We start from the raw sequence: 13,524 nt of genomic DNA, 5'->3' as shown, positions 1-13,524 counted from the left end.
CGCTTGCGGAAACCCTCCGCAAGCGGCCTTTGTCATTGCCGCGCCACGCGCTCGCGCGTCGCTCAGCGGCGCGGCGAGAGCACCGTCGGCAGCGCCTTCGGCAGCGTATCGGGCCAGTCGCGGCTGAAATGCAGGCCGCGGCTCTCGCGCCGCGAACGCGCGCTCTCGACGATCAGCGAGGCCACGTCGACCAGATTGCGCAGCTCCAGCAGATCCGGGCTGACGCGGAAGTTCGCGTAATACTCCTGGATCTCGTCGCGCAGCAGCTCGATGCGATGCTTGGCGCGCGCCAGGCGCTTGTCGGTGCGCACGATGCCGACGTAGTTCCACATCAGGCGGCGCAGTTCGTCCCAGTTGTGGGCGACCACCACTTCCTCGTCCGGATCCGACACGCGGCTTTCGTCCCAGGCGGGCAGGGCGTCGTGCGCGACGCGCTGGTAGCCGGCCGTCTCGATCGCCTCGGCGGCCGCGCGGCCGATCACCAGGCATTCGAGCAGGGAATTGCTGGCGAGCCGGTTGGCGCCGTGCAGGCCCGTGTACGAGGTCTCGCCGACCGCATAGAGCCCCGCCAGGTCGGTGCGCCCGGCCAGGTCGGTCACCACGCCGCCGCAAGTGTAGTGCGCGGCCGGCACCACGGGAATCGGTTGCTTGGCGATATCGATGCCGAATTCGAGGCAGCGCGCGTGGATGGTCGGGAAGTGCTCGCGCAGGAAGGCTTCGGGCTGGTGGCTGATGTCGAGATAGACGCAGTCGATGCCGCGCTTCTTGATCTCGAAGTCGATCGCGCGGGCCACGATGTCGCGCGGCGCGAGTTCGGCGCGCGGATCGTGAGCCGGCATGAAGCGCGTGCCGTCCGGCAGCTTGAGCAGTCCGCCCTCGCCGCGCACCGCTTCCGAGATCAGGAAGGATTTCGCGTAGGGATGGTAGAGGCAGGTCGGATGGAACTGGATGAATTCCATGTTCGCGACGCGGCAGCCCGCGCGCGAAGCCATCGCGATGCCGTCGCCGGTCGCCGTGTCGGGGTTGGTGGTGTAGAGATAGACCTTGCCCGCGCCGCCGGTGGCCAGCACCGTGTGCGGCGCCTCGATCGTCACGGTCAGCCCGGTGCGCACATCGAGCGCGTAGAGGCCGACGCAGCGCCCGCCGGGCAGGCCGATCCGATCCGAGGTGATCAGGTCGACCGCGTGATGGTTTTCGAGGAAGGTGATGTTCGGATGCTTGCGTGCGCGCTCGCTCAGCGTCGCCAGCACGGCATGGCCGGTCGCGTCGGCCGCGTGGATGATGCGGCGATGGCTGTGGCCGCCCTCGCGCGTCAGGTGGAAGCCGAGTTCGGCCGCCGCGTCGCGCGTAAACGGCACGCCCTGCGAGATCAGCCATTCGATCGCCGCGCGGCCGTGCTCGACGATGAAGCGGGTGGTGGTCTCGTCGCACAAGCCGCCGCCGGCGATCAGCGTGTCGCTGACATGGTTCTCGACGCTGTCCGCCGAATCGAGCACCGCCGCGATGCCGCCCTGCGCGTAGTCGCTCGCGCCTTCCATCATCGATCGCTTCGCGATCAGCGCAACCTTGCGCGTCTGCGCCAGGTTCAGCGCGACCGACAGACCGGCAAGACCGCTGCCGACGATCGCCACATCGAAATTCATCTTGCTTCTCCGTTTCCGCGCTGTCGTCCGCTGGCTTCCCTCGTGCCGGCGCGGCCTGGCAGAGGAAGGCAGAGCATACCGCGATCCATGTGGCAATGTGTCACGGCAAAGACAAAAAGACGGCGCCCGCGTGACGCGGCGCTGGGCCGGCGCGCGCGGAAAACAAAAAGCCCCGCGAGAGCGGGGCTTTTCGTGTCATCAGGCCAGGGAGGCGAAGATTACTTGATCTTCGTTTCCTTGTACTCGACGTGCTTGCGAACGACCGGATCGAACTTCTTGATCAACATCTTTTCCGGCATGTTGCGCTTGTTCTTGGTGGTCGTATAGAAGTGACCCGTGCCAGCGGTCGACTCCAGCTTGATCTTGTCGCGTGCGCCCTTCGCCATTTTCGTGCTCCTTGGACTTAGGCTTCGCCGCGTGCGCGCAGGTCAGCGAGCACGGAATCGATGCCGTTCTTGTCGATCAGGCGCAGGCCGGCGTTCGAGACGCGCAGACGCACCCAGCGGTTTTCGCTTTCCACCCAGAACCGGCGGTTTTGCAGATTCGGCAGGAAGCGACGCTTCGTTTTGTTGTTGGCGTGGGAAACGTTGTTGCCGCTCATCGGCGCTTTCCCAGTTACTTGGCATACGCGTGCCATGAGAGCACTCCTAATACGCTGAATTCGGGTTCAATCGCCGATGAAGTTTCTTCGCTCAACGACTGCGGACCGCTGCCGTCTTGGAAAGACCGAGCCACACTGGATGGCCAGACCTCTCGTCCCTTCTTTGGCTTCAGAACTGGTTGGAAAAAAGTCAGACGGCGATTCTAACAGAAAAAATTCTGGAAAATCAACCCAATTTCCGGTGTCGATCGACCGGGCCCGCCTGATGGGCCCGGCGCGGCATCGCCTCGAACGGGGCCATATCAGAGCAGCCCCGCCTGGGCAAAGGAGAAGGTCTCGCTCTCGCCCACCACGATGTGATCGGTCAGCCGCACGTCGACCAGCGCGAGCGCGTCGCGCAGCAACTGCGTGAGGCGACGGTCCTCGGCGCTGGGCCGGACCACGCCGGAGGGGTGATTATGCGCCACGATCAGCGCCGCCGCACCGGATTCCAGCGCGCGCCGCACGATTTCGCGCGGATAGACGGCCATCCGCGTGAGCGAGCCGATGGTGCTTTCCTCGAGTTCGAGCAGGCGGTGCTGGGCGTCCAGGTAGAGGCAGAGGAAGGTTTCGCGCTGGCGCGTGCCGATCTTCAGCCGCAGGTAGTCGCGCACGGCGCCCGGCGAATCGACCTGCGAGCGCGCGCGGGCGCGCTCCACCAGCGCGCGGCGCACCAGCTCGGTGGTGGCGATCAGTACCGCCGCGCGTGCCTCGGCAATACCTTCGACGGCCTGGATCTCCTGGTGCGAGGCGTCGAGCAGCGCGCGCAGCGAGCCGAATTTCTTGAACACGCGCAGGGCGGTGTCGCCGCTGCGGCCGAAGCCGATCCCGTTGCCGATCAGCAGCGCGACCAGCTCCACGTCGGTGACCGCGTCGGCGCCACGCTGGAGCAGGCGTTCGCGGGGCAGGTTCTTGCACTCCTCCTTGCCCAGGCGCTTCTTGCGCTTGCGAGGGGCGCCGGCTGAACCGGCCGGCGTCGCGACGGGCCTGGCGGCGGCCGGCGCGACCGCCGCCAGCGCGGGCGCCGCCTCGGCGGCCCGTGCCGCCGGCGCGCAGGGGGATTCTGGCGATTCGGGCGCGTCATGGCACGCGCCGCTCGGATTCGAAGGCATCCGCTGTTCTCCGGTGACGAGCGCGCAACACCGGGCGAGGCCGGCCGCGGGGCGACATTCCGCCCCGAGCGCTCAGGTGACTTACAATAGGGGTTTTGCGCTGTGCCGCCCGGCGGCGGACTGAACGAGTAAACATGAGCCTCATCGATATTTCAGAAGTGAAGCCCGGTTCCCACGTCACGCTTCATTACCGGCTTGCGCTCGCCGATGGTGCCGACATCGTCAACACCTTCGCCGACAAGCCGGCTACCCTGCTGCTCGGCGCCGGGCAGCTCGCGCCGGCACTCGAGAACATTTTGCTCGGCCTGAAGTCGGGGCACCACTCGACCTTCCAGCTAGGGGCAGGCGAGGCTTTCGGTCCCCGCAATCCGGAGATGATCCAGCGCGTGTCGATGAAGACGCTGCGCGAGAACGGGATGGTCGGCGAGGATTTCACGCCCGGCGACCTGATCGAGTTCAATGCGCCTGACGGCGGCCGCTATGCGGGCGTGCTGAAGGAAGTGGGCGAGACCTCGGCGCTGTTCGACTTCAATCACCCGCTGGCGGGGCAGGCCATTACGTTCGAAGTGAAAATCATCGGGATTCTGTAACCATGAGCATTACCGATACGCTGTCCGGCCCGACCGTCGCGGCCGACGCCGAAATCCTGCTCGCCCAGCCGCGCGGCTTCTGCGCCGGCGTCGATCGCGCGATCGAGATCGTCGAGCGCGCGATCGCGATGCATGGCTCGCCGATCTACGTGCGTCACGAGATCGTGCACAACAAGTACGTGGTCGAGGATCTCAAGAAGAAGGGCGCGATCTTCGTCGAGGAACTCGAGGAAGTGCCCTCGGGCAACACCGTGATCTTCAGCGCGCACGGCGTGTCGAAGGCGGTGCGCGACGAGGCCGACGTGCGCGGCCTGCGCATCTACGACGCGACCTGCCCGCTGGTCACCAAGGTCCACGTCGAGGTTGCGAAGATGCGCCAGGACGGCGTCGACATCGTGATGATCGGCCACAAGGGGCACCCCGAGGTCGAGGGCACGATGGGCCAGGTCGAGCGCGGCATGCACCTGGTCGAGAGCGTCGAGGACGTGCTCGCGCTGGAGCTGCCCGATCCCGAGCGCGTCGCGCTGGTCACGCAGACCACCCTGTCGGTGGACGACGCGGCCGAGATCATCGCCGCGCTCAAGCGCAAGTTCCCCGCGATCCGCGAGCCGAAGAAGCAGGACATCTGCTACGCCACGCAGAACCGCCAGGACGCGGTCAAGTTCATGGCGCCCCAATGCGACGTGGTGATCGTGGTCGGCAGCCCGAACAGCTCGAACTCGAGCCGGCTGCGCGAGGTCGCGGAAAAGCGCGGCGTGGAAGCCTATATGGTCGATTCCCCGGACCAGATCAACCCGGCCTGGGTGGCCGGCAAGCGGCGCATCGGCGTGACGGCCGGCGCCTCGGCGCCCGAGGTGCTGGCCCAGGCCGTGATCGCGCGGTTGCGCGAGCTCGGCGTGCGCAACGTGCGCGCGCTCGAGGGCATCGAGGAAAACGTCTCGTTCCCGCTTCCGCGCGGGCTCAACCTGCCGCCCGCGGTCTAAGGTTCGATCCTTTTCATTCGTCGGATCCATTCCCCGATCCGATCGTCCCCCGACAAAGCGCGCCACTCGGCGCGCTTTTGTTTTGCCTTTCGGTTTTGCTTTCGTTCTTCGTTTTGCAACTGCTCGCTTCGCATAAGGTGCAACCCGGTTGCGATGATTTTGCGTCCATTTCATAAAAAAATGGTTGCAATGCAGGAAAACCCTGTCGAATCAGGAATATTGGTCGTCCTGAAATTGGAGTTACAATGCGCGCGTTTTCAGGCCGTAATGCATTGCAGACGAGGTTTTTGCAGTGTGCAGGAGACCGATTTAATGCAACAGGAGTTGGCCGTTGCCCCCTCCGTGACAGGCAGGGTTGCAATCCTTCGCGAAGCGCGGGAACGGGGTACGGCGGCGCGTGTCGGCGCGATGGTCATCGAGGTGGCCGGGCGCCGGCCGGACGACGAGCTTGGTGCTGGTCGCGGCGCGTCGAACGGGAAGCAGCACAACGGGAAGCAGAACGACAACGAGGTCTGTTTGGGGATCGAAGCAATGCATGCGCGTGGCCTGCGGGCCGCGCGGGTCCGCTCGGCGGACCCGGAATGGCCGGTGCCGATTGCAATGGGCATGCAAATTGCTGATTTGTCGGGGCAGAACGGAAGCTGCCGCGCGGGCCGCGCGGCGCATCAGGCCAGCCCGCTTCGGGCGCCCGGCATTCTTGGCGGTTTGGGTATTGTGCGGAATACGTTTTTCTTGAATCGGCCGGCCGGCGCGGCAGCGCGGGCGGGCGAGACGGCGGGCAGGATCGATGCACCGATGACGTGCGTCGCGATGCCCGTCTTCGGGGCAGGAATTTCCGGCGGCGCGATGCGCGGCGCCGGATCCGCCGCGATCGCGCCAGACGCGACGCGGCAAGCTCGCCACGCCGTCGATGCGCTCGCATCGACGGCGGGCGGGTCGGCCGCCGGGCAGCAGGCCGGCGCCGCCGACATCAGGCCGACGCGGCGTGCCGCGCGGTCGTGCCGGAACGCGAGCCGGCAGGACGAGCGCATCGCAGCGCGCGCCACTCACCTCATGTCCGTTCCACGGGTTCCGTTCGCTCGCCGTCCGGCGGCGGGCGTGCGCTCGGGCGCGGACAGGCGGCAGGCGGCGTACCTGGGTGTAAGGATGCCTAACGACTTCATGGAGGCCAGGATCAACGTCCTCGATGTCGTGACGATGTAGCGACGGGACTCGTGACGGCACCGGAATCGTGCGGTGCCGTTTTTGTATCCGTCCCGGCGGCAGGCCGTGGTGTACCAGCCACGCGAGGCGCGCCGGGACGTCATCACCCTTATCGGTATTTATTCGTACCCGCAGTGCCGTCGAGAGCGTGTATCCCTCGCCTACCCGCGTGGAGCAGCGTCTGTCCGACGGCACGGACCAAGGAGCTTTTAATGGATATTTTCGTCCAGCAGGTCATCAACGGGCTGGTGCTCGGCAGTGTGTACGCCATCATCGCGTTGGGCTACACGATGGTGTACGGCATTCTCGGCATCATCAACTTCGCGCACGGCGACGTGCTGATGATCGGCGCCATGGTGGCGCTGTCGGCGATCACGGTGCTGCAGAACCACTTCCCGGAACTGGGCAACGTCGCGACCCTGACGATCGGCCTGGTGATCGCCGCCGCGGTCTGCGCCGCGGTCGGCTTCACCATCGAGCGCGTGGCCTACCGGCCGCTGCGCCGCGCGCCGCGCCTGGCGCCGCTGATCACCGCGATCGGCGTGTCGATCCTGCTGCAGACGGCTGCCATGATGATCTGGTCGCGTAACCCGCTGCCGTTCCCGCAGCTGCTGTCGACCAATCCGCTCAACGTGATCCACCCGACCGACACCACGCCCGGCGCGGTGATCTCGCCGACCGAAATCGTGATCATCGCGGTGGCCTTCATCGTGATGGCGGGCCTGCTGCTGCTGGTGCACAAGACCAAGCTCGGCCGTGCCATGCGCGCGATCTCGGAGAACCCGAACAACGCCAGCCTGATGGGCGTGAACCCGAACTTCGTGATCTCGGCGACCTTCATGATCGGCTCGGCGCTGGCCGCGCTGGCCGGCGTGATGATCGCCTCGGAATACGGCAACGTGCACTTCTACATGGGCTTCATCCCCGGCATGAAGGCCTTCACCGCGGCGGTGCTGGGCGGCATCGGCAACCTCGGCGGCGCGATGGTGGGCGGCGTGCTGCTCGGCCTGATCGAACAGCTGGGCGCCGGCTACATCGGCAACCTGACGGGCGGCGTGTTCGGCTCGAACTACCAGGACGTGTTCGCGTTCGTGGTGCTGATCATCGTGCTGGTGTTCCGTCCGTCGGGCCTGCTCGGCGAACGTGTGGCCGATCGCGCATAAGGAGACCAAGATGACTTCCATTCAACCGATCGAAACCTCGACCACGCTCGTCGAAGAGCGCAACCCCGCCAAGACCCTGGCCATCGGCGTGGTGCTGGCGATCCTGGTCGCCGCCGCGCCGTTCGTGATCGGCGCGGCCGGCGGCAACTACTGGGTGCGCGTGCTGGACTTCGCGATGCTGTACGTGATGCTCGCGCTGGGCCTGAACGTGGTGGTCGGCTTCGCCGGCCTGCTCGACCTGGGCTACATCGCGTTCTACGCGGTGGGCGCCTACGTCGCCGCGCTGCTGACCTCGCCCCACCTGACCACGCAGTTCGAGTGGATCGCCGCGATGTTCCCGAACGGCCTGCATACGCCGTACTGGATCGTGGTGCCCTGCGCGATGGCGCTGGCCGCGCTGGCCGGTGTGCTGCTCGGCGCGCCGACGCTGCGCCTGCGCGGCGACTACCTGGCGATCGTCACGCTCGGCTTCGGTGAAATCGTGCGGATCTTCATGAACAACCTGGATCGCCCGGTGAACATCACCAACGGGCCGCAGGGGATCACGGGCGTCGCGCCGCTGCACATCGGCGGTTTCAACCTGTCGCAGTCGCACACGCTGTTCGGCTTCACGATCACCTCGGTGTACCTGTACTACTACGTGTTCGTGATCTGCTCGCTGCTGGTGATCTGGGTCTGTACGCGCCTGCAGCATTCGCGCATCGGCCGCGCCTGGGCCGCGATCCGCGAGGACGAGATCGCCGCCAAGGCGATGGGCATCAACACCCGCAACGTCAAGCTGCTGGCCTTCGCGATGGGCGCCTCGTTCGGCGGCCTGTCGGGCTCGATGTTCGGCGCCTTCCAGGGCTTCGTGTCGCCGGAATCGTTCACCTTCTGGGAATCGATCGTGGTGCTGGCCTGCGTGGTGCTGGGCGGCATGGGCCACATCCCGGGCGTGATCCTCGGCGCGGTGCTGCTGGCGGTGTTCCCGGAAGTGCTGCGTTCCACCATGGGCCCGCTGCAGCATGCGCTGTTCGGCCATGAGATCGTCGATACCGAAGTGATCCGCCAGGCTCTCTATGGCCTCGCCATGGTGCTGATCATGCTGTACCGCTCGGAAGGCCTGTGGCCGGCGGCGAAGCATGAGGACAAGATCGCCAAGATCACGAAGCGCAACGGCAAGAAGGCCGCGGTTCGCGCCTAACGCACGCTTACGGAGAAACAAGCAATGAGCGAGAACATTCGACTGTCCGTGACGGGCGTCAACAAGCGCTTCGGTGGCCTGCAGGCGCTGTCGGACGTCGGCCTGAAGATCCGCGAGGGCGAGATCTACGGCCTGATCGGCCCGAACGGCGCCGGCAAGACCACCTTCTTCAACGTGATCACCGGCCTCTACACGCCCGATTCGGGCGAGTTCAAGCTGGACGGCACCGACTACACGCCGACCGCCGTGCACGAAGTGGCGAAGGCCGGCATTGCCCGGACCTTCCAGAACATCCGCCTGTTCGGCGGCATGACCGCGCTCGAGAACGTGATGGTAGGCCGCCATGTGCGGACCAGGCACGGCCTGCTCGGCGCGGTGTTCCAGACGCCCTCGGAGCGCCAGGAAGAGCGCGAGATCAAGGAGCGCGCGATCGAGCTGCTCGACTACGTGGGCGTGCTGCAATACGCCGACTACACCTCGCGCAACCTCTCCTACGGCCATCAGCGCCGCCTGGAGATCGCGCGGGCGCTTGCGACCGATCCGAAGCTGCTCGCGCTCGACGAGCCGGCGGCCGGCATGAACGCGACCGAGAAGGTCGAGCTCACGCGCCTGCTCGACAAGATCCGCTCGGACGGCAAGACCATCCTGCTGATCGAGCACGACGTGAAGCTGGTGATGGGATTGTGCAACCGGATGACGGTGCTCGATTACGGCAAGGTGATCGCCGAGGGTCTGCCGCAGGACGTGCAGAAGGATCCGAAGGTGATTGAGGCATATCTCGGCGCAGGGGTGCACTGATGGCAGCGGCAATGTTGAAGGTTACGGGCTTGCAGGTGAACTACGGCGGCATCCAGGCGGTGAAGGGTGTCGACATGGAGGTTCGCCAGGGCGAGCTGGTCACGCTGATCGGCGCGAACGGCGCGGGCAAGACCACCACCATGAAGGCGATCACGGGTCTCAAGCCGTTCTCGGCGGGCGACATCCAGTACGACGGCAAGTCGATCAAGGGCGTGCCCACCCACGAGCTGCTCAAGCGCGGCCTGGCGATGGTGCCGGAAGGCCGCGGGATCTTCGCGCGCATGTCGATCCTCGAGAACATGCAGATGGGCGCCTACCTGCGCACCGACAAGGAAGGCATCAAGAAGGACGTCGAGCGCATGTTCGGCTTCTTCCCGCGCCTGCGCGAGCGGGCCACGCAGTTCGCCGGCACGCTCTCGGGCGGCGAGCAGCAGATGCTGGCGATGGCGCGCGCGATCATCAGCAAGCCCAAGCTGCTGCTGCTCGACGAGCCCTCGATGGGTCTCTCGCCGATCATGGTCGAGAAGATCTTCGAGGTGGTGCGCGAGATCTCGAAGGAAGGCCTGACGGTGCTGCTGGTCGAGCAGAACGCGCGTCTCGCGCTGCAGGCGGCCGACCGCGGCTACGTGATGGACTCGGGCACGGTCACCATGACCGGCAATGCCCGGGACATGCTCGACGATCCGAAGGTGCGCGCCGCCTACCTGGGCGAATGACGCGATGAAGGCACGCGGCGCCGGTCGACAGGCCGGTGTCGCGCGGCACATGAAAAAGCCGCCACGGTGATGAGCCGTGGCGGCTTTTTTTCGTCCGGGGGGCGGCCTGGCCAACGCGGCCCGGCGCGGATCGTCGGGATGGCCTCAGGCCGTCATCGGCAGCCGCTTGCCGAACGAGACCAGCGGCTCGACCTGGTAGCCGAGCGCCGCGTAGAAGCGGCAGGCCTCGTCGTTGTCCTGCAGCACCTGCAGGTTGATCTTGCGGCAGCCCAGGGCGGCGAGCTCGGCCTCGGCGTGCGCCATCATCGCGCGGCCGATGCCGAGCCGGCGCGCATCGTTGGCCACCGCGAACGAATAGAGCCAGCCGCGATGGCCGTCGTAGCCCGCCATCACGGTGCCCACCAGGCGCGCGCCGCGCAGCGCGACGAAGAACAGCTCGGGCTGCGTGGCGAGCTTCATCTCGATCGCGAAGCGCGGATCTCGATGCGGCGCGCTGCGCTCCGAGTAGCTCGGGAAGGCCTCGATCCAGAGCGCGATCACCCGCTCGGTGTCGGCGCGCTCGAAGATCCGGATGCTCAGGTCCTCGTCGTCGGAATGCATGGTGGGCCTCGTCGTCCGATCAGAGCGTGTCGAGGATCGAGCGCAGCATCGCCATCATCTGGTCGATTTCCGCGTTCGTCACGTTCAGCGCCGGCATGAAGCGCAGCAGGTTGGGGCGCGCCGCGTTCAGCAGCAGGCCGTCCGGGCCCATGTCGCGCGCCTTCTCGACGATCTGCGGGCCGATGTCCTTGCCCAGCAGCAGGGCGCGCAGCAGGCCCTCGCCGCGCTCGCCCTCGAAGCCGCGTTCCTCCGACAGTTGCAGCAGGCTCTGCTTCAGGTAGTCGGCGCGCTCGCGCACGCTCTCGAGGAAGCCCGGCGCCACCAGTTGCGAGATCACCGAGTAGCCGGCCGCCGTCATCAGCGGGTTGCCGTTGTAGGTGCCGCCCTGGTCGCCGGCCTCGAACACCGCCACCTCGGCCTTGGCCAGCAGCGCGGCGAGCGGCACGCCGCTGCCGATGCCCTTGCCGAGCGTCATGATGTCCGGCTCGACGCCCGACAGCTCGTAGGCGAACAGCGTGCCGGCACGCCCGCAGCCGCTCTGCACCTCGTCGACGATCAGCAGCAGATTGTGCTTGCGGGTGAGCTCGCGCAGTTGCTGCATGAATTCGCGGGTGGCGGGGATCACGCCGCCTTCGCCCTGGATCGGCTCGAGCATCACGGCGACGGTCTTGCCGGTGATCAGCTTCTCGACCGAGGCGATGTCGTTGAGCTCGGCCTTCGGGAAGCCCGGCACCTGCGGCGCGTAGATCGTGTCCCAGCCGGGCTTGCCGCTGGCCGACATGGTGGCGAGGGTGCGGCCGTGGAAGCTGTGGTCGAAGGTGATGATCTCGTAGGCGCCGTCCTTGAACTTGCGGCCCCACTTGCGCGCGAGCTTGATCGCGCCTTCGTTGGCCTCGGCGCCGCTGTTGGCGAAGAACACCTTGTCGAACACGCTGTGCTGCGTGAGCAGGCCGGCGAGCTTGGCCATCGGCTCGTTGTAGAAGGCCGGCGAGGGGTTCAGCAGGCGCTCGGCCTGGGTCTTCAGCGCCTCGACCACGCCGTCGTTGCAGTGGCCCAGGCTGTTGACCGCCCAACCCTGGATGAAATCCAGATAGCGCTTGCCGGTGTGATCGTAGAGCCAGGAACCCTTGCCGTGCGTGAACACGATGTCGGGGCGGTTCGTGATGTACATCAGCGAGTCGATCGGAAATTCGTTCAGAGGCATGGCAGCGAGCTCCAGCGGGTAGCGACAAGGGAAAAAAAGACAACAAAAAAGCCACGGAATGCCGTGGCTTGGTGGTTCGAACAGCTAGTGCGTAACGAAGAGGGGGTTACGCGTGCGTCCGTGACGAGCCGGCGGCAGCCATGAGGTGCGGCGAGCGGCGACGTCGGAGGGCGGACAGGAAGCGGTTCATGGCGCAAGCATACGGCATGACGCGGCAACAAGTAAACCGCTCGCTTGCGACAAACGAGTGTCGGCGCTGCATTTTCATGCCGGGCGCGACGCCGGCCGGGCATGAAGATGCGGCGCGAGCGGGCGGTTCGGACCAGGGTCCGCCGCCCGCCGCGTGCCTCAGACGGCGTGGGCCAGGTCGGCCGCGCTGGTGAAGGAGTCCGCGTAGAACTCCTCGGCCGGCAACTGGTGGTGGGCGGTGAAATCGCGCTGGGCCGATTCGACCATCACCGGCGCGCCGCAGGCATAGACCTGGAAATCGGACAGGTCGGGCAGGTCCTCCACCACGGCGCGGTGCACGAAGCCGGTGCGGCCGGTCCAGGCGTCGTCGGCGTCGGGCTCGGAGAGCACCGGCACGAACCGGAAGTTCGGGATCTCGCGCGCCCATTGCTCGGCCAGCTCGAACAGGTAGAGGTCTTTCTTGCGGCGCGCGCCCCAGTACAGGCGCATCGGCCGCGTGAAACCGCTATGCCGCGCGTGCTCGACGATCGCCTTGATCGGCGCGAAGCCGGTGCCCGAGGCCAGCAGCACGATCGGCTTTTCCGAATCCTCGCGCAGGAAGAAGGTGCCGAGCGGCCCCTCGAAGCGCAGGATCTCGCGTTCCTTCATGGTGTTGAAGACGTGGTCGGTGAACTTGCCGCCGGGCAGGTGGCGGATATGCAGCTCGACCGGGCCTTCCTCGTGCGGCGCGCTGGCCATCGAGTAGCTGCGGCGCGAGCCGTCCTTGAGGATGAACTCGATGTACTGGCCCGCCAGGTACTGCATGCGCTCGTTGGCCGGCAACTGCAGCTTCAGCACGATCACGTCGTCGGCGCGCCGCTCGATCACGTTGACGCGGCAGGGCAGCTTCTTGACCTGCACGCCATCGACGCCGGCGATCTCGCGCACGTCGATCTCGAGGTCGCACTGGGCGGTGGCGCAGCAGAGCAGGGCCAGCCCGCGCGTGCGCTCGTCGTTGGACAGCGCCGAGGCCGCATGCGGGCGCTGCTCGACCTGCCCCTGGACGATCTGCCCCTTGCAGGAGCCGCAGGCGCCGTTCTTGCAGCCGTAAGGCAGATGCACGTTCTGGCGCAGCGCGGCTGCCAGCACGGTTTCGTCGGCCTCGACCTGGAACTGTCGACCGCTTTGCTTGAGGATTACGTTGAATGCCATAAGTCCATGAACCAAAAGTGGGGACCGTGCGAATCGGGCACGGCGGCTACAATGTTTGCGCTACGAATTCCGGTAACACCATGATTGCGACACGAATCCTGCGCCGCTCGCGCGTCCTGATCGTCGGCTGCGGCGATGTAGGCATGCGCTGCGTCGAACAGTTGCGCGCGCGGGCTCGTCCGCCGCGAATCATCGCGCTGACCAGCCAGCCGGCGCGACGCGCCGAACTGGCCGCCGCGGGCGTGGTGCCGGTGGTCGGCGACCTGGACCGGCCGGCGACGCTGGCGCGGCTCGGCGGCCTGGCGCGGC

At 66.5% G+C, this 13,524-nt stretch carries 15 protein-coding genes; 8 read left to right on the top strand and 7 right to left on the bottom strand.

Annotation, left to right across the window (positions count from 1 at the left end; all coding sequences use genetic code 11):
• Positions 1-62: 62 nt before the first annotated feature.
• From nadB to radC, 4 genes are all read right to left on the bottom strand, one after another.
• Complete coding sequence (gene nadB / locus F3J18_RS19070) at positions 63-1,643, bottom strand: L-aspartate oxidase (protein WP_166913647.1); 1,581 nt, start codon at positions 1,641-1,643, stop codon at positions 63-65.
• A 218-nt stretch (positions 1,644-1,861) separates the two neighbouring features.
• Entirely contained in the window at positions 1,862-2,029 is a 168-nt protein-coding gene (gene rpmG, locus F3J18_RS19065) for a 50S ribosomal protein L33 (RefSeq protein WP_007180630.1), read from the bottom strand.
• Between the two features lie 17 nt (positions 2,030-2,046).
• Complete coding sequence (rpmB, locus tag F3J18_RS19060; protein WP_004186391.1) at positions 2,047-2,280, bottom strand: 50S ribosomal protein L28; 234 nt, start codon at positions 2,278-2,280, stop codon at positions 2,047-2,049.
• A 266-nt stretch (positions 2,281-2,546) separates the two neighbouring features.
• The gene (radC, locus tag F3J18_RS19055; RefSeq protein WP_025098165.1) at positions 2,547-3,395 is read right to left on the bottom strand and encodes a DNA repair protein RadC; all 849 of its coding nucleotides are present in this window, start codon (positions 3,393-3,395) and stop codon (positions 2,547-2,549) included.
• A gap of 134 nt (positions 3,396-3,529) precedes the next feature.
• On the opposite strand from radC, the gene F3J18_RS19050 reads away from it, so the two are divergent.
• The 7 genes from F3J18_RS19050 to F3J18_RS19020 all read left to right on the top strand — a co-directional run bounded on the left by F3J18_RS19050 (position 3,530) and on the right by F3J18_RS19020 (position 10,031).
• The gene (locus tag F3J18_RS19050; RefSeq protein ID WP_013699129.1) at positions 3,530-3,985 is read left to right on the top strand and encodes a peptidylprolyl isomerase; all 456 of its coding nucleotides are present in this window, start codon (positions 3,530-3,532) and stop codon (positions 3,983-3,985) included.
• A gap of 2 nt (positions 3,986-3,987) precedes the next feature.
• A complete protein-coding gene (ispH, locus tag F3J18_RS19045) occupies positions 3,988-4,968 on the top strand; it encodes a 4-hydroxy-3-methylbut-2-enyl diphosphate reductase (protein ID WP_013699128.1) in 981 nt (326 codons plus the stop codon).
• 153 nt (positions 4,969-5,121) lie between these two features.
• Positions 5,122-6,171, top strand: coding sequence for a hypothetical protein (locus tag F3J18_RS19040; protein ID WP_166913646.1), 1,050 nt, complete (start codon positions 5,122-5,124; stop codon positions 6,169-6,171).
• Positions 6,172-6,383: 212 nt separating this feature from the next.
• Entirely contained in the window at positions 6,384-7,334 is a 951-nt protein-coding gene (locus tag F3J18_RS19035; protein WP_013699127.1) for a branched-chain amino acid ABC transporter permease, read from the top strand.
• A gap of 10 nt (positions 7,335-7,344) precedes the next feature.
• Entirely contained in the window at positions 7,345-8,517 is a 1,173-nt protein-coding gene (locus F3J18_RS19030; protein WP_025098162.1) for an ABC transporter ATP-binding protein, read from the top strand.
• Between the two features lie 24 nt (positions 8,518-8,541).
• On the top strand, positions 8,542-9,315 hold the full coding sequence (locus F3J18_RS19025; protein ID WP_013699125.1) for an ABC transporter ATP-binding protein: 774 nt from the start codon (positions 8,542-8,544) through the stop codon (positions 9,313-9,315).
• A complete protein-coding gene (locus F3J18_RS19020; RefSeq protein WP_025098161.1) occupies positions 9,315-10,031 on the top strand; it encodes an ABC transporter ATP-binding protein in 717 nt (238 codons plus the stop codon). Before F3J18_RS19025 ends, F3J18_RS19020 begins: the two co-directional genes overlap by 1 nt.
• A 144-nt stretch (positions 10,032-10,175) precedes the next feature.
• On the opposite strand, the gene F3J18_RS19015 is transcribed toward F3J18_RS19020, so the two are convergent.
• The 3 genes from F3J18_RS19015 to F3J18_RS19005 all read right to left on the bottom strand — a co-directional run bounded on the left by F3J18_RS19015 (position 10,176) and on the right by F3J18_RS19005 (position 13,215).
• Positions 10,176-10,631 (bottom strand): GNAT family acetyltransferase, encoded by a 456-nt coding sequence (locus tag F3J18_RS19015; protein ID WP_025098160.1) that lies wholly within the window; start codon positions 10,629-10,631, stop codon positions 10,176-10,178.
• 19 nt (positions 10,632-10,650) lie between these two features.
• Positions 10,651-11,835 (bottom strand): acetylornithine transaminase, encoded by a 1,185-nt coding sequence (locus tag F3J18_RS19010; protein WP_025098159.1) that lies wholly within the window; start codon positions 11,833-11,835, stop codon positions 10,651-10,653.
• Positions 11,836-12,183: 348 nt separating this feature from the next.
• Positions 12,184-13,215, bottom strand: coding sequence for a CDP-6-deoxy-delta-3,4-glucoseen reductase (locus F3J18_RS19005; RefSeq protein WP_025098158.1), 1,032 nt, complete (start codon positions 13,213-13,215; stop codon positions 12,184-12,186).
• An 80-nt stretch (positions 13,216-13,295) separates the two neighbouring features.
• Between F3J18_RS19005 and F3J18_RS19000 the strand changes: the two genes are divergently transcribed.
• Positions 13,296-13,524: NAD-binding protein (locus F3J18_RS19000; RefSeq protein WP_205195484.1), on the top strand; the 229-nt coding region annotated here is incomplete at its 3' end.

Origin of the sequence: Burkholderia sp. Ax-1720, assembly GCF_011753035.1 — a bacterium.
Taxonomy (GTDB): domain Bacteria; phylum Pseudomonadota; class Gammaproteobacteria; order Burkholderiales; family Burkholderiaceae; genus Burkholderia; species Burkholderia gladioli.
The sequence above is the reverse complement of the archived record's forward strand: the minus strand, read 5'-3'. Positions and strand labels throughout refer to the sequence as shown.